A 20877-nucleotide genomic window follows, 5' to 3' on the forward strand; every position below is an offset into this window, starting at 1 on the left:
CAGCAAATCCGCAGGAATGCGGATGCAACAGAGATGTGCCTGCTACCCGGTCGGGGTGTGGTTGATGAACCTGAGTTGAGCTGACTTCTGCCATCACAGCGCGGTCTTTCCTGTCCGATCGGGGTAAACAGACTGATCCGGGTAGCGGAGATAATGAGAATTATTATCATCCAGATCCATGAAAGAAAACCTCTCCCTTCCATGGCTCAGGAGCAGCGTCCGTTTGCGGAGCGTGAGTTCACTGGCTTTCGTCTGTACGGCGCTGACGGCATTACCTGTCCCTGGATGGGCGGCCGCATCCCCTGCGGTGAAGTGCACTCACAAGCCCGGCGACGATAGCCCGGAGACATCCTGCATCTCTGCAAAAGAGGCCCTGACCGTCTGGGGTAAGCGCGCCGCTTTCGTGAACCCCACGAGCACAACACATCTGTCTGCACAGGACATTCAGGCATACAGAATGCAGACTTTGGGGGACATTGCCGAACGTGACCCGAACCTGTCATTCACCAATACAACGCCCAACAATCCGGTTCTGATGGTACGAGGACTTGGCGGCACGGAGGATGAAGGGCCGGTTCTTTACACACCCGTCCTGATCGACGGCATACCTGTTCCCAGCTTTGCCATGGGGCAGATGTTTGATTTCAGCAATGTGGATGTCATGCGCGGCCCCCAGTTGACAGAAGGGATCAATGCATTTGGGGGCATGGTTTCTGCGCAGTCGCGAGACCCTGGAAATCGTCTCGGCGGGGCATTGGACTTCGAGTACGGAACGGGAAATCGCAAAAGAGCGACATTTTCTGGCGACCTTCCGGTTGATGCATCCACCAGCCTCCGCCTTTCCGTGGGAGGAGAAACTGCCGATGGTTACATTCACAATCGAGCTCTGGACCGTCGAGATACTGGCGGCTGGCATGGCTGGTTTGGCCGCATCAAACTGCTGCATAAGGATAGTGCTGGCGGAGAATGGCGCTTTAGCCTGCACCATATGTTGAACCATGGCGGTAACGACTTCTTCGAAACGCCGCAACATGCCCGGAACCATGTCTCTTACAACACGTCGGAAGGCGTAAATGATACCGAATACCTCATTGGCTCAGCACAATATCATCGACGCTTCAGTCAGCGCCTGATTTTGGACGTTACGTTCGGGGGAGCCTCTACCGACTGGCGTTATAGCAACCCCTACTCTGTCTTCTCTGCCAACTCTGGCTTCACGCTACCAACACGCCAGATTGGCGGGTCTGTCATGCTCTCCGGGAGTTCAGGAACACTGGACTGGAAAGGCGGGATTTACGGGCAGCAGGCTAAGCGTTGGGCACCCTATACCTTTGACATGACGCCCTATTATGACAGCCGCACAACTGCGACATTGGGAACAGCCAACGTTGCCTTTATGGGGGAACTAGGGTGGCATTTCTCGAAGAGCTGGCGCCTTGTGCCATCGCTACGTATCGAGCATGTCGATAGTTCGCTCAGCAACTGGACAAGCTCCATGAGCGGGGACACGCCTTATGCGTATAGCATGCAGGACAGTCTTCCTCGTCAGACACTCTCCAAGACCGCTCCCCTTCCGGGCCTTAAACTCGAGTATAATCCTCAGCCTTCCGGTCAATTGAGCCAGTTTGGCTGGCTGAGCTACTCCCGCTCTTTCCTGCCGCCAAATTATAGCCCTTACGGTTCCTACAGCAGTACCGTCTCGGCGCCGTATGCTTCCAGTTACGGCAATAATCTGGAACTGGGGTACCGCCTTGGAGATCTCACCGGTCGGTGGTCCGTAGAGGCAACCGGATTTGCGAATTTCCTCTCAAATTTGCAGGTCTCGGCCACCAATGGTGCAGGAGAATCCCTTATCGGGACTGCCGGTACCGCCCACTCACGAGGGGTGGAAGCAACTGCACACTGGAAGCCACTCAATACACTTCAGCTTAACGCGTTCCTTGGGTTGACCTACGCCGCATATGATCGCTTCGTCTTTGGTGGCTCAGATTATAGCGGCAAACAGATGGCTGGCACTCCGCGGAGTAATTTCGGTTTTTCAGGCGAATGGCATCCCGTTCCGGGATGGACCGTCAATGCCAGCGTGGTCAGGCGTGGACGAACAACCCTCTATCCCAGTAGCAGTATTCAGAATGCACCCTACATCCTGGTGGATGCGCAAATCGAGAAGCGCTGGAAGCATTGGAATGTCGCGCTTTACGGCCATAATCTAACCAATTCGAGCTATTTTACGCGTGGCCTGTCGGGTGGGTACGTCGTGGCCGCCAACCCGCGTCAGCTTGGCTTCCGTGTTGGGGTAAATTTCTGACATGAAGAGTGCATCCTATCTCTGTCGGAGTGACCACTCTGAAACTAGGACAACAATCTTAACGCGGCTTCTGGCAATCGGGCTCATGTATGGCTCGCAGGGTATCCCTGCGGGACTGGCTTTCAACGCATTTTCAACCATTTTGCGCAACAGCGGGACGCCATTGAAGGATATCGGCCTGACAGGACTGGTGTTTCTGCCGTGGGCGCTGAAATGCTTCTGGTCCGGTATTGCTGACAATGCTGGCAAACGATGGGGCTATGGAGCCCTCGCCTTATGGACGCATATGTCAGCGGTCATGGTCTGCCTGCTTCTGGGCTTTGCCTCACCTGAGCATCACTTTCTGTTGGCTCTGTCAGGCATTCTGCTTCTGAACACGATTTTTGCCACTCAGGACATTTTTACGAATGCGTGCGCCGTTTCACATATGAAGGGGCGCAACGCAGGGCTGGCGAATGCCTTACAGGTCATTTCATTTCTTCTGGGCATGGTGGTTGGTGGTGCAGGATCACTCTTCATCTACGAGCGGCTTGGCTGGTCCGGTGCGATGTGGGGCATGGCATGTGAACTCTTCGTCCTGTGGCTCGCACTTCTGCCATTAAGAGCTGGCATCGAGCCTAGCAGGGTATTCCAGAAGCCCTCTCGCCTTGTGGATCTTTTCCGGCAGCCGGGTTTTCGGTGGGCGCTTTTGATGGCGCTTACCTTCAAATTTGCAAGTTCAGCGCTCGCGATGCTGCTCCAGCCCTGGCTGATGGACCGATCTTTCAGTCTGGATTTTGCCGGAACACTTCAGATGTCCAACATCATCTGTGGCGCCCTCGGTAGCGCAGTTATTGGCTTCCCAGCGGTCAGGTTTTTGGGCTGCCGTCGCGCTGTTGCGCTGCTCATCTGGCCATCCACTTTGCTGCTTGGAACGTTGGTATGTCTGCAGGCCGGGGGGATGGCAACGCCAGTACTTCTTTATGCCGGTCTTGGCATAGAAAACTTCCTTGATGGAGGCTTTTACGTCTCCGTCTGGGCCACACTGATGAACTGGTCTTCAGAAGAACGGCCAGGAACGGACTACAGCGTTCTTCAGTGTGGAGAAAGTCTGGCGAACGTCCTCGCAGGCCTGTCGATTGCGCCTTTGGCCTCAGTCATCGGATACAGCAGAACGTTTCTGGTGGCCTGGATCGCTGGCGCATTCACGCTGCTGCTTGTCGTGACGGCGGCCAGAAAACTCGCAGGCTTATGTGAGAACACTGAGCCTTCCAAACAATCTTTCAAACACATGAGACATTCATGACGATATTCAATCTCCCCAAAGAAGCTGCCGATCTGTCGCTTATTGATATTGGTAAAAAGACAGAAACGGTTTCCACAAACGGGTTGAAGATGCTTTTCCCTTTTGGAACTCACGACGTGGGACTACTGCGTTTCAAAGGTTCAACCCCTTGGGAAGAGCATCCAAACGATGAATTTCTTCTTGTGGTCGAAGGAGAAACTACGCTGACACTTCGAACAGAACAGGGCGAGGTCAGTTCTACGGCCAGCAAGGGTGACGTTCTGGTTGTTCCGGGAAAGACCTGGCATCGGCAGGATGCGCCCGTTTCGGTCACTCTGATGTTCATTACCAACCATGAGGGTAACCGCCATCATGCCGCCTCTTGATAAAAGTCTGACGACGACGGACAAATAGGCATTCACGTTCTGGCGGCATGTTCTTGATCAGACATTTTTGCCGCCACTGCCAATTCGTACGTCCAGCGTCAGGGGAGCCGTGGCCGGTCTTTGCGAAAGATGCTCTCGCAAAGACCGGCCCAGATCATAACACTATGAAGCGTTCCGCCGATTTACCTGCAAACCCACCTCCCGTCGTCGGTTTTGCAGATTATTATGCCGGCAGTTTCGTAGATGGCTTCCACACACATGAGCGGGCACAGCTATCTGTGTTCATGGCAGGGAGTGTGACAGTCACTACACATGAGGAAAGCTTCGTCCTTCGTCCGGGGCAAGGGCTCTGGCTTCCTGCCCACACGCTGCATCAAGCAACCTGCCGCACCGACCTGTCGTTTCAGGTCATCTATGTTGATCCTGATTTTCCCGGCGCGGGCACGCTTCCATGCAAGATGTTTGATGCATCTTCTTTGATACGGGGCCTGATGGACGAGATCATTGCCATGAGCTTTGAGTTTGCCATGGACAGCCGCATGTCAACGATTGCCGGGCTTCTCATCGATGAAGTGGAACGCGCACCACGGCTCGCCGAACGCGTGCTTCTTCCTGCCGACCCTCGGATGCGGCGGGTCTGTGAAGCGATTATCGCCAAGCCGGGAGATTGTCGCGACATCGATCACTGGGCGCGCGAAGCCGGTATGGCACGGCGCACTTTTACCCGCCTCTTTCAGTCTCAAATGGGTATGGGCTTTGCGGCATGGCGCCGGAGAGTACGGGTTGTGGAAGCCGCTTCCCGAATTGCGACGGGCCAATCGATTGCCGAAGTCGCCTTCGATCTAGGCTACGATAATGCCAGTAGCTTCAGCAGTATGTTTCATAGAACCTTTGGTGTTTCCCCCCGCGAGTTGAGAGCCAACTCGCCTATGGCTGCGCGGCTATAAAGCATCGGGTTACCACACCTGATTGGTCGAGCCTTCCTCTCCTCCACAGTCAAAAATCGGTAACAAACCGTTTCTTTTCCGCTCTGAAAGTGACCTGTTACCAGTGATCGGGCCTTATTCAGTTGCGTTTGGGCCAACTGCGCGCTGGCTGCTTGAAGCTGTTTCCGAAGATGTCTAGGAGCGCAATTAAGTATCATTCTTAACAATCAAGCCGGTCTCTGCCTCGCAACCAGCACGAGCCGGTAACGAAATGAGTTGGGTATGCAGCGCAGCAGGATAGTTTACACGGTTCTTTTCTCCCTCATTTTGAGCGATACGTCTTTCGCGGCTGAGCAGGAGAATAAAGCCAATGATCCGCAGCAGTCTGAGGCACCTGCCCCGGCTCAAGCAAGCGCTGACAATGCCAAAGCACGGAGCGCAAGGGTTGAACGGGTTGAGGTTCATGCTCGCAAGTCTTCAACCATTGCCTCTTCCGCTACAAAAACAAACACACCTCTTGTTGAAACCGCGCAGTCCGTCACCGTCATCACCCGTGACGAAATGGATGCACGCGGTGTTCTGACACTGAATCAGGCCGTGCGGTACGCAGCAGGCGTTACAGCGGATACGCGGGGTGGTGAAGGCACTCGCTATGATCTCTTCGATCTTCGCGGCTTTACAGTGCCGACTTTTCTGGATGGACTGAAGTTTCAGGACAGCCCGACCGGCTTTGCCGTTGCCCAGACGGATACCTTCCGGCTTGACCGCGTTGAGCTGCTTAAAGGACCGGCTTCTGCGCTGTATGGGCAGTCCAGCCCAGGTGGTCTGACGGCGTTATCCAGCAAGCTGCCGACGGATCAGCGGTTTTATGGTAGCGTCAATACAACTGGCGGCATGTTCGATCTATATCGTGTGGATGCTGACGTCGGCGGATTTGCGACCAAGGACGGTCTTGTTCGCTACCGGCTTTATGGCACAGTAAACGGCCAGCATACCCAGCTCAGCAGAACCGGTAGCCGACGCTTCAGCATTAGCCCGGCCTTTACCTTTGGAGGCGACGGCCCAACCACCCTCACCCTGCTGGGTAATTACCAGTACGATCCTGAGAGTGGCTCTTATGGCGGCGTGCCGCTGATTGGGTCGCTCAAGCGTGCTTCCTATGGCTACCTGCCCCGGAATTTCTATGACGGGGATGTCCCATCAGAAAAATTCAACCGCAAACAGGGCGCAATTACCTATATTTTCAATCATCGCTTCAATGATGACTGGAGCTTCAGCACGCGTGGCCGCTACGATGATATCAAGACCATCTATCGCAGCGTGTATAACAATGGTTACTATGACAGCGATGACGGTACGAGTGGGCAGATGCTGTCCCGCTCTGCATATGGAACGCACGAACACACCTATAATCTGGCGTTTGACAGCCAGGTCAAAGGTCGCGTCCGCACTGGCCCGTTGCGACATGCCCTGATGTTCGGCTTTGACTATATGCAGCAGAAGGCCAATGACACAGAAGCCTATGGCGATGCTCCGGATCTGGATGTGCTTCATCCCGATTATCACATGGTCATTCCGGACCTGTCCCCGTATCTGAACTATGTCACGCATTCTCATCAGATCGGCGCGTATGGTCAGGATGAAATCCGCTGGCATCGGCTGATCCTTACGGGAAGTATTCGCAATGACTGGTATCGCTCGCATCAGGTTGAGTCTCTGACACCTTCTGACAGCCGCCAGAGTTCAAGCCAGGTTACATGGCGTGCTTCCGGTCTTTATCACTTTGACTTCGGCCTCTCACCTTACATCAGCTATTCAACGTCCTTTCAGCCGCAGTCAGGCTCTGTTTCCAACGATGGCGGTGCGACCGTTCGCCAGGCCAATCCGTCTATGGGCAAGCAGCTTGAGGGTGGCGTGAAATATCAGCTTCCTGGAACATCCATCCTGCTGACCGCAGCGGGATTCCATATCGAGCAGAGCAACGTGCTCGTCTCGGTTGCGAACACAGGGTACAGTGTGCAGAGCGGACTTGTTCACTCGGACGGTTTCGAATTTGAAGCCCATGCCGAGCCGTTCCGTAACCTCATGCTGACAGCCGCAGTGAGTTTCCAGAAGATCAAGGATGATTCGACCGGGAAGCCATTGATCCAGTCTGGAAAAGGGAATGCCTCCCTCTTCGCGTTCTACACAATGCCCTCCGGGCCGCTGAAGGGGTTCGGATTTGGTGGTGGTATGCGCTATTCAGCGAAAACCTACGGTGGCGAAGCAACATATGGCAGCGTCTGGCTTCCCCAATATGCTCTCTTCGATGCGTCCGTGAGCTATGATCTGGCGAACATGTCCCATTCGCTTCACGGCTGGAAAGCCTCTGCAAGCGTTCGCAATCTCTTTGACAAGAAATATATCGCGAACTGTTTCGCTTACGGTGCCGACGGACAATATTGCTACTACGGCGAGCGCCGCAATGCTCAGGCCAGCATAGGGTATAGCTGGTAATTTTTACGAAAAGCTTGCCAGAATAGTTTCTGGCAAGCCCTTTCAAGAGGCTCATACCGTCATGTGTTAAGCCTTCTCGTTAGGCTGGAAGCATTCCGTCTCCCGCATATTTAAGGCGTTGCGCGTCCCGTGCGGGAGGAACCCCAAACATGCGCCGGTACTCTCTACTGAATTGGGACGGGCTGTCGTACCCGACCGCAAATCCGGCCTCAGCAGCATCGACCGTGGCACTGAGCAGCCTGCGGCGCGCCTCCTGAAGGCGAAGACGCGTGCGATACTGCAAGGGACTCATCATCGTGGCTGCCCGGAAATGCCGATGAAATGATGACGGGCTCATCCCGGCAATTTTCGCAACAGATGCAATGTCGAAAGATTCTGCATAATGCGTTCGTATCCAGCCGATTGCCCGATTGAGCTGGGAGAGATTTGTTCCCGCAGTGGCAATCTGCCGCAGAACATAGCCTTGAGGCCCCTGCAACAACCGATACAGCAGTTCGCGGAGGATGGCGGGCTGAAGAATGGGAATATCTTCCGGGTTTTCCAACAGCCCTACGAGGCGGGTCACTGGATCCAGGATTTCATGGGTGAGTGCACTGACCGTCATGCAGGATGGGCATGTCGTTCCGTTTGTAGGAAAGGCATCCTTCATTTCGAGTAGCAAATCAGCAATTTGCGCAGGATCCAGAGCCAGGCAGAGCGCCAGATAGGGCTTTTCATGCGTGGCTTGTGTCACCTGCCCGGTAACGGGAAGGTCAACGGCCGTTACGAGATACTTGCTGGCATCATAATCGAAGACCTTGTCACACAGCATGACCTGTTTTGACCCCTGGACGATCACACAGAAGCGGGGCTCGTACACCACATCCATTGGTGTCGTGGGGGCATCGGCACGAAAGAGCAGCAGGCCCGGCACAACCGAGCGGGTCGTTGGTTCGACGCAATGGCGGTCGATCGTGTCTCGAAGCCGTGACAGAATATCCTGCATGAAGCGAAATTTCCGATTTTTTCAGTCAGTCGTTTGGGTATTGCACATTTAGGGGCATGCCTGATCCGCCCAGAAGGGTAGTGTGAGACTTTGGTCGGATTGTGCAAGCATATGATCGAATCAGGCATCTTTTTGAAGTTTCGTTCTAATTCATTATGGCACTCCACCCACTTTTGATGGCGTTTTAGGGGCAGTTGCCTTTATTTCACGTCCTTGCCTACAGCTCGATATGGCAGGATTGTGCAATCATCTGATTGGATTGCTCTACCGGATGTTGCGCGCGAAGTTGCATGATCCGCCCAAGCCTTCCGCGGCGGTTATGCTCCTTCCCTGAGAACTTCGTTTCCGGTGAGAAGACGGCAAACGCGGCGCGGCATCATGCCATGGCGAAAAGCTTGCCGATTTGTCCGCACATGGATTGTGCCGGACAAGCGGGGTGCGGGTTCCGTGCTCCAAAGCCATCTGAACAGAGATATTCAATGGGGATCGTCGCCTTTGCGCTACGACGGCCTTACACGTTCCTTGTCGCAGGGGTACTCATCCTGCTTCTGGGCATCACGGCCGTCTTCAGAACGCCTACCGATGTGTTTCCGAACATCGATATCCCGGTCGTCACCGTCGTCTGGTATTATGACGGCCTGGATGCAGCCGAGACCGAGAAGCGGATCAGCACTTATACGGAGTTTTCCGAAAGCTTCTTCGTCAACAATCTGCGGACCATCGAAAGCCAGACGACACCGGGGCTGGTCCTGCAAAAGCTGTATTTTCAGCCCGGCGTAAACGTGGACCTTGCGGTCGCACAGACCGTTTCGGCTACAAACTCAATCCGCGCCCTGCTGCCACCGGGCATTCAGCCGCCCATCATCATGCAGTACAGTGCTTCCAGTGTGCCGGTTCTCCAGCTTTCCCTCTCTTCGGAGAAGCTGACGGAAAGCGAACTGTATGACTATGGCATTTACCGCATCCGTCAGCAGCTTGCTCCCATTCCCGGCACGATGCTACCCCCGCCCTATGGCGGAAAGATCCGTCAGGTCATGGTGGATATTGATGAGACCAAGCTGGCGGGTGTCGGCCTGACGCCGCTGGATGTTTCCAATGCCATCAACGTGCAGAACCTGACGCTGCCCGGCGGAACAGTGAAATTCGGCGCCACTCAATACGACGTGCGTATGAACGGCATGCCAGACGTCGCAGCGCGCCTGAACGATGTTCCCCTCAAGCGTGACCCCAAGACAGGTGCCATCGTGCGTATTGCCGATGTTGCGCAGGTCCGTGATGGAACGGCCGTGCAGCAGAATGTGGTGCGCCGCGAAGGACGCCGCTCCGTGCTGCTCTCAATCATGAAGGCCGGAAATGCCTCGACGCTGAGTGTTGTAAACGCCATTCGTAATCAGGTTCTTCCTGTCACGCGGGCAGCAGCTCCGGCGGGCATGAAGATCGAGGAACTGTTTGACCAGTCCCTGTTCGTCAAAGCGGCAATTACCGGAGTGGCATCTGAAGCTGTCATCGCCGGCCTGCTGACAGCGGCCATGATCCTTGCGTTTCTTGCAAGCTGGCGTTCGACCATTATTGTTGCCGTCTCCATCCCGCTGGCCATCCTGTCTTCGATTGCCGTGCTGTCCTGGACTGGCCAGACACTGAATCTGATGACCTTGGGTGGTTTGGCTCTCGCCGTCGGTATTCTGGTGGATGATGCGACTGTAACGATCGAAAATATCCATCGCATCCGCCATGAAGGAACAGAACTGCGACAGGCTGTGCTCAACGGCGCGTCGGAAATCGCACTGCCAACACTGGTGTCGACACTGGCCATCTCCAGCGTATTTGTGTCGGTAGAGTTCCTTGTCGGCCCGTCCCGCTTCCTGTTCACACCGATGGCCCTTGCTGTTGTGTACGCCATGCTCGCCTCCTATGCGATCAGCCGGACACTGGTGCCAATCTTCGCAGCTATTCTTCTACGGTCTGAAGAACGGCAAACCATACGACGACGCGATGCCGGGCTGCCACCTGATGTCATTACCCGGTTCGGCATGACTTTTGATCGGCGCTTCAACCGGCTGCGGGATGGCTACGTCCGTCAGTTACATGGCCTCATCGAAAGTGGCTGGAAAGTTCCTGCACTTGCAGGTGTTACCGTTCTGGCAGCCGGTTTCCTCGCAACTCAGGTCGGGCAGGATTTCTTCCCCACGATTGATGCCGGCGAATTCAAGCTCCATGTCCGCGCGCCGGAAGGAACGCGTATCGAAAGCACGGAACGCCTGTTCGATCAGGTTGAAGACGTCATCCGTGAGGTCGTACCCGAGCATGAACGGTCATTGGTCCTCGATAACATGGGCGTACCATTCCGGTATTCCATGCCTTTCGACGACGGCACGACCGTTGGACCAAATGACGGTCAGATCATGGTGGAGCTGAAGGAAGGGCATCGTCCAACCGCCGACTATATCCGTAAACTGCGGACCGAACTGGCGCGCCGCTTCCCGGACAGCGTATTCTATTTCCAGCCGGCCGACATCGTGACCCAGATCCTGAATTTCGGGCTTCCCGCGCAGGTGGATATCCGCATTTCGGGTTATGACGCGGCCAATAACCGAAAGGTCATGCAGGAAGTCCGTCAGGAAGTCTCCTGCATTCCCGGCCTGGTGGACGTCCATCTGCACCAGCAGATTGCAGCCCCAGAACTGGCGATTGCGATTGATCGTGAGCGCGCTCTGGACCTCGGCCTGACGCTCAATGACGTTGCGCGCAACGTGATGGTGTCACTGGCGTCCTCCAATACTGTAACCCCGAATTTCTGGGTCGATCCGGCAACGGGCATCCAGTACCCGCTGGCAGTGCAGACGCCGCAGTATCGGGTCAACAATCTGGGTGATCTTCGCAACACCGTCATTGCCTCCGCACTCGGGTCACAGCACTCCTCGGCTCTGCTGAGCAACGTCGCAACCATCAAGCGCGGCACGGCACAGAACGTCATTTCACACAGCAATATCCAGCCGACACTCGATGTCGATGCAAGTGCGGAGGGGCGTGATCTGGGGAGCATTGCCCGAGACATTGACCGGGTCATTGCGCGCCATCGGGGAGAGCTTTCACCAGGCAATGTGATCACCGTTCAAGGGCAGATCGAAAGCATGCATTCTGCCTTTACCCGGCTGGGTATCGGCCTGATGGTTGCAGCGATTGCGGTCTATCTTCTGATGGTCGTGAACTTCCAGTCCTTCATGGACCCGTTCGTGGTCGTCCTTGGCCTTCCCGGCGCCATGTGCGGGATCGTGTTCATGCTGTTCGTTACAGGAACAACGTTCTCGGTTCCTTCCCTCATGGGGGCGATCATGAGTGTCGGTGTGGCCAGCGCCAATTCGATCCTGCTTGTAACCTTTGCCAAGGAAAGACGTGCTGAGGGCTTGAGTGCCGTCGAAGCCGCCGTCGCTGCCGGACAGGCACGCCTGCGCCCCATTCTGATGACGTCACTCGCAATGATCATCGGCATGTTACCCATGTCTCTGGGGCTCGGTGATGGCGGCGAGCAGAACGCCCCGCTCGGACGCGCCGTGATTGGCGGCCTGATGATGGGCACCTGCGCCACGCTCTTCATTGTGCCTTGGCTCTACACACGCCTGAGAAAACGAGAAAGCCGCATTCTTGAGGAATACAGTCATGTCTGAACCCGTTTTATCCTCGACCGGCGTCCGTGAAGAACGTCGTGGGCCGCCCATCGTGCCGTTGATTGGCCTGGGAGCTATCCTGCTGCTCGGCTACGGGATCTACGCGCATAGTGAACGCGGCATCGCGGTTCGTGCTCTCGCTGAGACGCGTCAGAGCCAGACGCCGGATGTCAGCTTCATGATTGCTCATAGAGAGACGAAGCCGATCTCTCTTGATCTTCCTGGAGAAACCGCTCCTCTCGAGACGGCGGCAATTGGTGCGCGGGCATCAGGATATATTGCCGAACGGCGCGTTGATATCGGCACTCGTGTGAAAGCGGGAGACGTTCTGGCCATTATTCATGCGCCAGAGCTGGATCGACAGGAAGCACGCGCCAAGGCCGCGGCCGAACAGGCTCGCGCCAATCTGGATCTCGCCCGTGTTACGGCAAGGCGCTCTGGCGGCCTCGTTGGTGGTGGCGCGGTGAGTAAGCAGAACTTCGATACGGATCGCATTACCCAGCAGGCTCAGAATGCTGCACGTGCGGCCGCTGATGCGGCCCTGGCGGAAAGCGCACAACGACGCGCCTACACGACTGTGACGGCCCCTTTCGATGGTGTTGTGACCGTGCGGAACGTGGAAGTTGGCGATCTGGTGAGTGCGGATAGTGCTCAGTCAGTCCCGCTGTTTGTGATCGCTCGCACGGATAGACTGCGTGTTCGCGTGCATGTGCCACAGGAGGAGGCCGGCACAGTGCAGACGGGTACACCTGTCAGTCTGACTGTACCGGATCATCCGGGAGAAAGCTTTGCAGGCACCGTCACACGGACAGGCCATGCGCTGGAACGTGAGAGCCGGATGCTGCCAGTTGAAATCGAGCTGGATAATCGTGACGGAAAGCTTGCCTCCGGTGTGTATGGCTCCATTCATTTTGACTTGCCACGCCCTGCCCCGACCCTGCTGATTCCAACGGAATCACTGATTTACAATGCGGACGGCCTGTCCGTGGCCACTGTCGAAGACGGGAACCGACTGCGTCTTCATAAGGTGACTGTTGGCCGGGACTATGGAGATCGGATTGAGATCCAAACCGGTTTGGCTGAAGGAAGCCGCCTGATCATGCATCCTCCCTCGGCTTTGACAGATGGCCGTCAGGTTGCACCGCATGATGTGAATGGATCGAAGGGAGCGTGAAGATGCGTTCTTCCACCACAACTCTTACGGCTGGATTGGCGATCCTGCTGAGCGGCTGCACGATGATTCCGGACTATCATCGCCCTGCAGCCCCAATGGCAACCGCGTGGCCCAATAAAGCCGCCGATGTGGCGGCTACGGATGGGGGCAGTCTTGAGAACTGGCGCACATTTTATCGCGACCCCGTTCTGCAATCGCTGATCGAGACGGCTCTGGCCAACAACCGGGACCTTCAGATTGCCCAGCATCAGGTCGAAGCGTCGAGCGCGCAGTTCGACATTGAAAATGCCGCCCTCTTCCCAACCCTGAATGGGACGGCGGGTGCGAATGTTCAGAAGATGAACTCCAGGATCTGGAGCCTGTCACAGGGGAATGGTCCGTTCTATATGCGGCAATATGCCGTGGGGTTTGGTGTCTCGGCTTATGAGGTCGATCTGTGGGGACGTATCCGGTCCGCCTCTCGTGCGTCGTTTGATCGGTATGTTGCAGATGAACTGGGGCGTGAGAGTATGCGCCTCAGCATCATTGCAAGTGTTTCGACAGCAATGCTCAACTGGGTCGCTAACAATCAGGCCCTTCTGGTTACACAGAACGTCCTTGCAAACCGCCGTCACACTTATGATTTAGTCAAGCAGACAGCCGATGTCGGCACCGGAACTCAACTTGATGTTGCCGAGGCGGAAGCTGCTCTGCGGGACGCAGAAGCCAATCTTCAGATCTACACCCGTCAGCGGGAGCAGGCGATGAACCAGCTTGAACTCCTGGTTGGCACACCTCTGACGCCTTCTGTGCGTGCTAATCTGGAACATAAGGCTGCTCTGGAGGATGTGGTGCCTTTTCCAGAGGTTCCCGAAGGACTTCCTTCAGACATGATTGCACGTCGGCCTGACATCCTTTCGGCAGAGCAGGTTTTGCGGGCGGCGAATGACGATATCGGAGCGGCGCGAGCTGAGTTTTTCCCCAAAATCCAGATCACTGCGGCGAATGGTACGGCGAGCAACAATATCACTCGCCTGTTCCAAAGTGGGATGGGTGCCTGGAACGTAGCCCCTCAGATCACTCTTCCACTGTTTGACGCCGGGCGTCTGACAGCAGAGCTCCACCAGGCAAAGGCTCGTAAGAAGGAGGAAATCGCACGGTATGAGAAGACGGTGCAAACTGCATTCCGGGAAGTTGCTGACGCCTTAGCTGGGCGAGGCACTTACCTGGAGCAGTTGCATGCGCAGAACGCCTTGGTTCAGGCTGGTGGCCGCCAGTATCAACTCGCACTCGCGCGTTTTAAAGGGGGTTATGACCCCTATCTTGATACGCTCGTCGCACAACGGACACTCTATAGTGCTCAGCTTGGAGCGATTACGACTCATCTTCAGCAGATGTCTAATACGGTAACACTCTACAAAGCGCTTGGAGGCGGATGGAACGAGACCCTTCCGGCTCGTAAGGACGCCATGATCAACCACGTTTTGTAGCGCTTCCTTCTCTTTCTACCGTCCTTGGCGGCGAAATTCCCGATTTTGCCGCCATTTACGAAAATGTTCGATATCGTTTGTCATAACTCTCCCAATGACAAACCTTCCGTAACAAACGTAAATGAGAGTAATTATCATTTGCGGAAAAATCAGATGGCTGCCCTTAGGACACTCGCTTTTGCATGCGCGGGATTATCTGTTTTCAGCGGGTTTGGTGCAGAAGCCTCATCCAATGACGCGCCCTCTTCCACATCAAGCAGCAAGGAAGACCGTTACAAAAAGCCCAAAACCGTCACATCGCACGGTAAGGCTGAACATATTCGTGTTCATGCAGATGCACATTCCTATGGAGCCACATCCAGCAGCATAGCGGACAAGCTTCCGACAACATTTCTTCAGCAGACCCAGACGACAAATGTTGTGACCCATCAGGTCATTGAAGACATGACGCCTCAGACGATGGAGGATGTGGCAAAATATGTGCCCGGCATTTCCATCGGCAATAACTTTGGCGGCACACAGGATGATCTGATGAAACGCGGTTTCGGAGCCGTGGACGATGGTTCGATCCTGCGCAATGGTGTGCGGATGCCGACGGGTCGGAACTTCGATCTCGCCACAACAGAACGCGTGGAAGTGCTGAAAGGGCCAGCGTCTCTTTTCTACGGAATGCAGGAGCCTGGTGGCGTCATCAACGTCATTACAAAGCAGCCCCGGAAAACGTGGGGAGCCAATCTCGGGACGACATGGTCTTCGCTGGGCGGCGGTTATGGCCACTTTGATGTGGGTGGCCCCCTCACCCATGGTTTGAGCTTCAGGCTTGTCGGATCCTACAAGAATGAGAATTACTGGCGTAATTTTGGCTCTAACAGGCAGAAGCTGCTGGCACCGTCCCTCCGTTTTGAGCGCGGCCGCTTTACAGCGGATGTGTCTTACGAATGGGCGAAATATAACAATACGCTAGACCGCGGTGCCGTCTTTTCGAATGGAAGAGCGGTCAGTGGTCCAGAAAAGCGGTTGGATGAAAGCTGGGCCAAATCCTTTGGCGAACGGCATCTTCTGGCCACGACGATGGAGTATCGTCTGACGGAGCATGACCGCATCCGCCTGTCCGGAGGCTGGAACCGGGACAATTATCATGATCGGCAGGCTGATCCGTCAGCTTACAACGCCGTTACGGGCATCCTGACCCGCCGTTATAGAAGCAATACCGGAACCATCCGTGCCAATGGCTATGCGTCTTTAGATTACCTCTCAAATCACGTCCTGTGTGGTATGAAGCATGATCTTGTTGTGGGCGCCGACTACGAGAACCGCCAGCAAAATCAGGGCGCTTTCATTGATGGGACGCGACAGGGTGGGTTCTATCCCGCTGATCCTGTGTATGGGCTGCTCAAGCCTGTTGGCCCGATAAACAACAGCAACAGTGACTGGCGGCAGCACATCAACAGTGCTTCAGGATACCTCAAAGACAATATCCATCTGGGTCATGGGCTGATTTTAGCACCCGGTGTGCGGTATCAGTTTTTTCACATCACGTATGGAGGTCGCCGTCCGTACGTGCAGACAACCGATGCATCATACACCAAGCCTCTGCCGTTCGTAGCGCTGGTGTATCAGCTAGGGAAACGCGTCTCTTTCTATGGAGATTATTCCCAGTCTTTCACGCCCAATCAGCTTGATGCTGGCAGCGTTCTTGAAGGGGGATACAAGCCCACCATGGGCCGGCAGTTTGAAGTCGGTGCGCGCTATCAGGATCGTTTCCTGACGGCGGATGTGGCTTTGTACAATATCCACAAGAAGAACGTACAGCAGTCCGCAGGGCTGGACGAGACAGGGAATACGCTCCAGCGTTTGGCGGGCCTGGTGGGTTCCAAGGGAGTGGAGGCCAGTGTGGCAGGCAAGCTGGACAAACACTGGAACATTCTGGCCAATTATGCCTTCACCTATGCGCGTATCCTGCGTGACACGCCTGCTGATGAAGGCAAGCTTGTCGCCAACGTGGCCAAGCATACTGGTGGTGGCTATCTCACTTATGAAGCAGCTTTGCCATGGCTTCAGACGACTATGCGGATCGGCGCAGGTGCTCGGTACGTTGGGCGACGGGCAGGAGATCTGAACAATACCTTCTGGCTTCCAAGCTACACAACAGTTGATGCCTTCGCGTCATGGCACACGGGGCGACTGTTGGGCCATGACACGTCTTTGCAGGTCAATGCGGTCAATCTGGCCAATAAAGCCTACTTTGTCTCAACCGCCGGGACCCCGCTCCGTGTTTCCTGGGGGCAAGGCCGTACGGTGCATGTGGGCATTGAGGTCGGGTTTTGAACGCTTAAGGGATTTTGAGTCCTAATTGCTCTCCTGCGACTTTCGAAAACGTACAGGTGATTGACCCAGAAGGTGTGTGAACGCTTTTGCGAAGGCGCTGAGTGATGCGTAGCCCACCTCTGCACTCACATCAGTCACTCGCTGACCTTCGGCCAGCAGGGTCGCAGCGTGGAAAAGGCGAGCCTGCGTAATCCACGCCTGCCACGTCATTCCGGTTTCATTGAGAAAATGACGACGGAAACTGCGCTCAGACATGCCGGCTTGATGCAATGCCTGCGTCAGGCTGGCATGGCCTGGATCGGCAAGAGCACTATCCATAGTGCGCGCCAGCGATGGATGGGTGACGCGCGGTAGAGTGAACGTCTCAGCTGCTTTCTGCTTCATCTGTTCCTGACACAGCAGAAACAGAGCCTGAAAAAACGTTTGCTCGACAGGCATCTTCTCCCCTGATTTATCTGACCAGCGAAGCGTGTGAAACAACATCTCCTTTATGACGGCCGTCACCGGGAAGGTTTGAATGCGTTCCAACGTTTCTGCAGAAAAATGCGCGGGATCAAAGTAGACCGAGACACCATCCAGATTACGGATCATGGTGCGATGTCGCGTTCCTGCGGGTATCCATATGGCATGAGACGCTGGCAGAAGATGCCGCCCTTCCGGCCCTTCAATCTGCGTTGTGCCGCGTCTGGCGTATGTGATTTGATGCCGTGGATGCTCGTGCCAGTCATAGAACACAGCTGTTGACGGATTGCGAAACCCGAAACCAACACCACCCGAGGTATCGATCCGGTTCTCAATCAGGATGCTCTGTGTTTGATTGGCAGTCAGATTTTGAATTGGCCGGTTCCCGCTATTTTATGGCCGGGCAGCGTTAGCCGGCCAGTCATCCAGTCTTTATCCTGAACCCATTCGGAAAGGAATAAAGATGTCCCGTTCTCCCGCATCCCACGAAACCCGGATTGTTGATCAATTCACACGATGGGCAAAACCGTTTGCGGAATTGCCCATCCATGCAGACGCCGAAAGCATGGCACAGACCGTTTCCGCCTGTTCTGTCACCAAAGGCATGAAGGCACTGGACGTGGCATGTGGGCCAGGCATTGTTGCCTGCGAACTCGCCCTGACAGGCGCCGACGTCACAGGAGTTGATCTTACCCCTGCCATGATCGAACAGGCCCGTCTGCGAGCACGCAAGGCCGGTGTGAGCGTGAAGTATCAGATTGGTAACGCGCAGCATCTCCCTTTTGAAGCGGATAGCTTCGATCGTGTTGTGACACGTTACAGCTTTCATCATATGCAGGAGCCGGCTGAAATCCTGGCTGAAATGGTGCGTGTGTGTCGGCCGGATGGGCGGATCATTGTCGTTGACGCAACGCCAACCCCTGACTGTCAGGCACACTATGACCTTGCTGAGACCCTGCGTGACCCCTCTCACACAAGTGCCCTCACCTTGCAGCAGTTACTGCGGCTGGGCACGGATGCAGGCTTGTTCCCCTTGGCAACACAGCAGTATCGCCTTGAATCCCGCTTGCAGGATCAGGTTGCCCCCGAAGACTGGTCTGCTCTGAAAGAAATGTTCGTGGAGGATATCGCCAGCGGGCAGGATCGATTAGGCATGGGGGCATGGAACGCTGAGGACGGCATTCATTTCTACTTTCCGATCTCAATCGTAGTGTGGCGCAAAAATTGCTAGGCGAACGGGGTGGCTATCAGTTGCCCCAATATCCGGAAAAAACATTATGATGCCGGTACGGTCCACGCTAGAATTCGGCACCGTTTTCTGCTGCCGGATGTCTAAGAGATGTTTTTTCCGTTGTCTTTCCGAAAGTTCTCGAATTTTTCAGCAAAGACGCTGGCCTGTTCGCTGTCATGTATCTCTCTGACATCATCATATGCCGTTGCTGGTGAAACGGCAGCTTCTCCGGTTCCCACAGCAAGTCGTGTGGCGCACCCCGTTGCCTTCAGTGATGAAGTTAAAACACGTCAGTTGTTGGTCGCGGTCGCCTTGGGTCATGCCCCAGCTGACCTTCTGATCCAAAATGCAAAGGTTCTGAATGTCTACACTTTGAGTTGGGAGGATGGACAGGACATCGTCATTGCAGGGCAACGGATTGCTTGGGTAGGACCTGTTGGGGCGTGGAAAGGTCAGGCGCTTTCAACCTTTGATGCCAAGGGGCTCCCGGCTGTCCCCGGTTTTGGGGAATCTCATAAGCATATTGAGAGTTCAATGCTCTCGCCCGAGTGGGAAGCGGCCCTTGTCATCCCACTGGGAAATACCTGGACCACGGAAGGCTCTCATGAGTTTGCGAATGTCAGTGGTACGCATAACGTTGAATTCTGGCTGACAGCAGAACACCTTGGCAGTCCGCTGAAAATTTTCCCTGCCCTCGGGTCGGCCACCCCGCCTTCTGCCTTTGAGCAAGGTGGGGGAAACTATGCTTACAGGGAAATCTCTGAAAACATTCGCGATAATCCACGCGTCCAGGGACTGGACGAAGTGATGGACTGGCCTGCTGTTTCCAACCCTTCTCATCCTGGTCACCAACGGATCTGGGAAAACATTCAGGCCACATTCGATAATCGAGGTGTCGTCGACGGGCACGGGGCAGGATTATGGGACATGGACACGATTAATGCATTTGCCGGAGCGGGCCTCTCCAGCGACCATGAAACCCGGCTACCTGAAGAAGCATGGAACAAATTACAGCATGGCCTCTTCTTGCAGCTCCGTGATGACAATATTGAGCGGGCCGTCCCCTATTTTGTGCGTAAAGGGCTGAAAAACTGGAATAATATTGCGCTTGTAACAGACGACAGGAATGTCGCGGATACGCTGAAGCAAGGAACCATGGATTATCACATCCGTCTTGCAATCAAGATGGGTGCGCCCATTGAGGCGTCATACGCAATGGGTAGCCTTTATCCGGCCCAGCATGGTCATATGGATCAGATTGTCGGGTCTATTACACCGGGTCGGTATGCGGACGTTGTCCTGCTATCTTCTGTGCCGGACGTGAAGATCAAGTATGTTTTTGCGAACGGAAAGCTGGCGGCCCAGGATGGGAAATACTTGCTCCCAGTGCCCAAAATTACATGGCCGACATGGGCATCCGATACGATCCACATCGGTAGAAAACTGACGGCAAAAGATTTTGAAATCCTGGCACCCAAGGGAAAACCGACCCAGGTTACGGCTGCTATTCAGGCCCCGTTTTACACTGACCCCGTTCAGAAAACTGCAACGCTCTCTGTTGTGAACGGGGTCGTTCAACGTGATATCGCACGTGATATCATCAAAGTTGCAACAGTAGATCGGTACATGGGACAGGCTCGGCTGGGCAAGATGTTCTGGACGGGCAATGGCCCTAAAACGCCCGATAGTGCCATCGCTACGTCCGTCTCCCACGATCTCCACAATATCACAGTCATGGGAACCAGCGACGAGGCAATGGCGCTCGCGGTCAATCGTATCGCCGAGCTCAAAGGTGGGATCGTGATGGTCAGCCACGGTAAGGTTCTTGCCGAAATGAAGTTGGAGATCGCAGGTCTAATGACCAGTCGTCCCGTGCAGGATGCCGCTGCGAGCATGGAAAATGTCTATGCTAAAGCTGACGGGCTCGAATGGATCGGAGCGCCCGGTTATCCGCGGAGACTTCTGATTTCGATGATCACATGCAGTCCTTTCACATGGCGCCTGGTCGTTCCATACCCAGGCAATCCAAGCGGGCTAGTTCTTCTCCAGACGGGGCAGACGATGCCGACGGTCTGGTAAGGTATGAAGGCTGTTTCCCAGAACATCTTTTGCGTTAGTGAAAATGTAAGAAAATCCATTCAAGTTATTGTTTTTGCTTTTTTATTTCTGATTAGTTTTCCTGC

At 55.0% G+C, this 20877-nt stretch carries 13 protein-coding genes and 1 pseudogene; 11 read left to right on the top strand and 3 right to left on the bottom strand.

The annotated features are described in order from the left end of the window. Positions 1–232: 232 nt before the first annotated feature. From R5H23_RS02805 to R5H23_RS02825, 5 genes are all read left to right on the top strand, one after another. Positions 233–2308, top strand: coding sequence for a TonB-dependent receptor domain-containing protein (locus R5H23_RS02805; RefSeq protein WP_317214263.1), 2076 nt, complete (start codon positions 233–235; stop codon positions 2306–2308). An 85-nt stretch (positions 2309–2393) separates the two neighbouring features. Next, on the top strand, positions 2394–3593 hold the full coding sequence (locus R5H23_RS02810; protein WP_317214264.1) for an MFS transporter: 1200 nt from the start codon (positions 2394–2396) through the stop codon (positions 3591–3593). Beyond that, positions 3590–3958, top strand: a complete 369-nt coding sequence (locus R5H23_RS02815; protein WP_211501126.1) for a cupin domain-containing protein — start codon at positions 3590–3592, stop codon at positions 3956–3958. The genes R5H23_RS02810 and R5H23_RS02815 overlap by 4 nt, the downstream gene beginning before the upstream one ends. 164 nt (positions 3959–4122) lie before the next feature. Further along, positions 4123–4905 (top strand): AraC family transcriptional regulator, encoded by a 783-nt coding sequence (locus R5H23_RS02820; RefSeq protein WP_317214265.1) that lies wholly within the window; start codon positions 4123–4125, stop codon positions 4903–4905. Between the two features lie 261 nt (positions 4906–5166). Then, positions 5167–7380, top strand: coding sequence for a TonB-dependent siderophore receptor (locus R5H23_RS02825; protein WP_317214266.1), 2214 nt, complete (start codon positions 5167–5169; stop codon positions 7378–7380). A 79-nt stretch (positions 7381–7459) separates the two neighbouring features. Here R5H23_RS02825 and R5H23_RS02830 read toward each other — a convergent pair whose 3' ends face one another. After that, positions 7460–8365: an AraC family transcriptional regulator gene (locus R5H23_RS02830; RefSeq protein WP_064274858.1), complete on the bottom strand. Its 906-nt coding sequence runs from the start codon at positions 8363–8365 to the stop codon at positions 7460–7462. A gap of 479 nt (positions 8366–8844) precedes the next feature. Between R5H23_RS02830 and R5H23_RS02835 the strand changes: the two genes are divergently transcribed. The 4 genes from R5H23_RS02835 to R5H23_RS02850 all read left to right on the top strand — a co-directional run bounded on the left by R5H23_RS02835 (position 8845) and on the right by R5H23_RS02850 (position 17001). Further along, positions 8845–12030, top strand: coding sequence for an efflux RND transporter permease subunit (locus tag R5H23_RS02835; RefSeq protein ID WP_317214267.1), 3186 nt, complete (start codon positions 8845–8847; stop codon positions 12028–12030). Further along, positions 12023–13204 (top strand): efflux RND transporter periplasmic adaptor subunit, encoded by a 1182-nt coding sequence (locus R5H23_RS02840; RefSeq protein ID WP_317214268.1) that lies wholly within the window; start codon positions 12023–12025, stop codon positions 13202–13204. The genes R5H23_RS02835 and R5H23_RS02840 overlap by 8 nt, the downstream gene beginning before the upstream one ends. Positions 13205–13206: 2 nt before the next feature. Next, positions 13207–14673, top strand: a complete 1467-nt coding sequence (locus tag R5H23_RS02845; protein WP_317214269.1) for an efflux transporter outer membrane subunit — start codon at positions 13207–13209, stop codon at positions 14671–14673. 153 nt (positions 14674–14826) lie between these two features. Continuing rightward, positions 14827–17001, top strand: coding sequence for a TonB-dependent receptor (locus R5H23_RS02850; RefSeq protein ID WP_317214270.1), 2175 nt, complete (start codon positions 14827–14829; stop codon positions 16999–17001). Positions 17002–17022: 21 nt separating this feature from the next. Here the strand turns inward: R5H23_RS02850 and R5H23_RS02855 are convergent, their stop codons facing one another. Next, positions 17023–17592, bottom strand: a complete 570-nt coding sequence (locus R5H23_RS02855; RefSeq protein WP_317214271.1) for a helix-turn-helix transcriptional regulator — start codon at positions 17590–17592, stop codon at positions 17023–17025. A gap of 3 nt (positions 17593–17595) precedes the next feature. Further along, positions 17596–17736, bottom strand: a pseudogene (locus R5H23_RS17105) (AraC family ligand binding domain-containing protein); the annotation flags it as partial. A 190-nt stretch (positions 17737–17926) separates the two neighbouring features. Between R5H23_RS17105 and R5H23_RS02865 the strand changes: the two are divergent. Further along, on the top strand, positions 17927–18694 hold the full coding sequence (locus R5H23_RS02865; protein WP_317214272.1) for a class I SAM-dependent methyltransferase: 768 nt from the start codon (positions 17927–17929) through the stop codon (positions 18692–18694). Between the two features lie 120 nt (positions 18695–18814). Next, positions 18815–20773 (top strand): adenine deaminase C-terminal domain-containing protein, encoded by a 1959-nt coding sequence (locus R5H23_RS02870; RefSeq protein WP_317214273.1) that lies wholly within the window; start codon positions 18815–18817, stop codon positions 20771–20773. Positions 20774–20877 lie beyond the last annotated feature (104 nt).

Origin of the sequence: Gluconobacter sp. GP1, from assembly GCF_032913585.1 — a bacterium.
Taxonomy (GTDB): domain Bacteria; phylum Pseudomonadota; class Alphaproteobacteria; order Acetobacterales; family Acetobacteraceae; genus Gluconobacter; species Gluconobacter cerinus.

What these genes read in the sequence shown, in the direction of transcription:
- R5H23_RS02810 (WP_317214264.1), top strand. Translation starts at nt 2,394, where the DNA reads ATGTATGGCTCGCAGGGTATCCCTGCGGGACTGGCTTTCAACGCATTT.
- R5H23_RS02815 (WP_211501126.1), top strand. Translation starts at nt 3,590, where the DNA reads ATGACGATATTCAATCTCCCCAAAGAAGCTGCCGATCTGTCGCTTATT.
- R5H23_RS02820 (WP_317214265.1), top strand. Translation starts at nt 4,123, where the DNA reads ATGAAGCGTTCCGCCGATTTACCTGCAAACCCACCTCCCGTCGTCGGT.
- R5H23_RS02825 (WP_317214266.1), top strand. Translation starts at nt 5,167, where the DNA reads ATGCAGCGCAGCAGGATAGTTTACACGGTTCTTTTCTCCCTCATTTTG.
- R5H23_RS02830 (WP_064274858.1), bottom strand. Translation starts at nt 8,365, where the DNA reads ATGCAGGATATTCTGTCACGGCTTCGAGACACGATCGACCGCCATTGC.
- R5H23_RS02835 (WP_317214267.1), top strand. Translation starts at nt 8,845, where the DNA reads ATGGGGATCGTCGCCTTTGCGCTACGACGGCCTTACACGTTCCTTGTC.
- R5H23_RS02840 (WP_317214268.1), top strand. Translation starts at nt 12,023, where the DNA reads ATGTCTGAACCCGTTTTATCCTCGACCGGCGTCCGTGAAGAACGTCGT.
- R5H23_RS02845 (WP_317214269.1), top strand. Translation starts at nt 13,207, where the DNA reads ATGCGTTCTTCCACCACAACTCTTACGGCTGGATTGGCGATCCTGCTG.
- R5H23_RS02850 (WP_317214270.1), top strand. Translation starts at nt 14,827, where the DNA reads ATGGCTGCCCTTAGGACACTCGCTTTTGCATGCGCGGGATTATCTGTT.
- R5H23_RS02855 (WP_317214271.1), bottom strand. Translation starts at nt 17,592, where the DNA reads ATGATCCGTAATCTGGATGGTGTCTCGGTCTACTTTGATCCCGCGCAT.
- R5H23_RS02865 (WP_317214272.1), top strand. Translation starts at nt 17,927, where the DNA reads ATGTCCCGTTCTCCCGCATCCCACGAAACCCGGATTGTTGATCAATTC.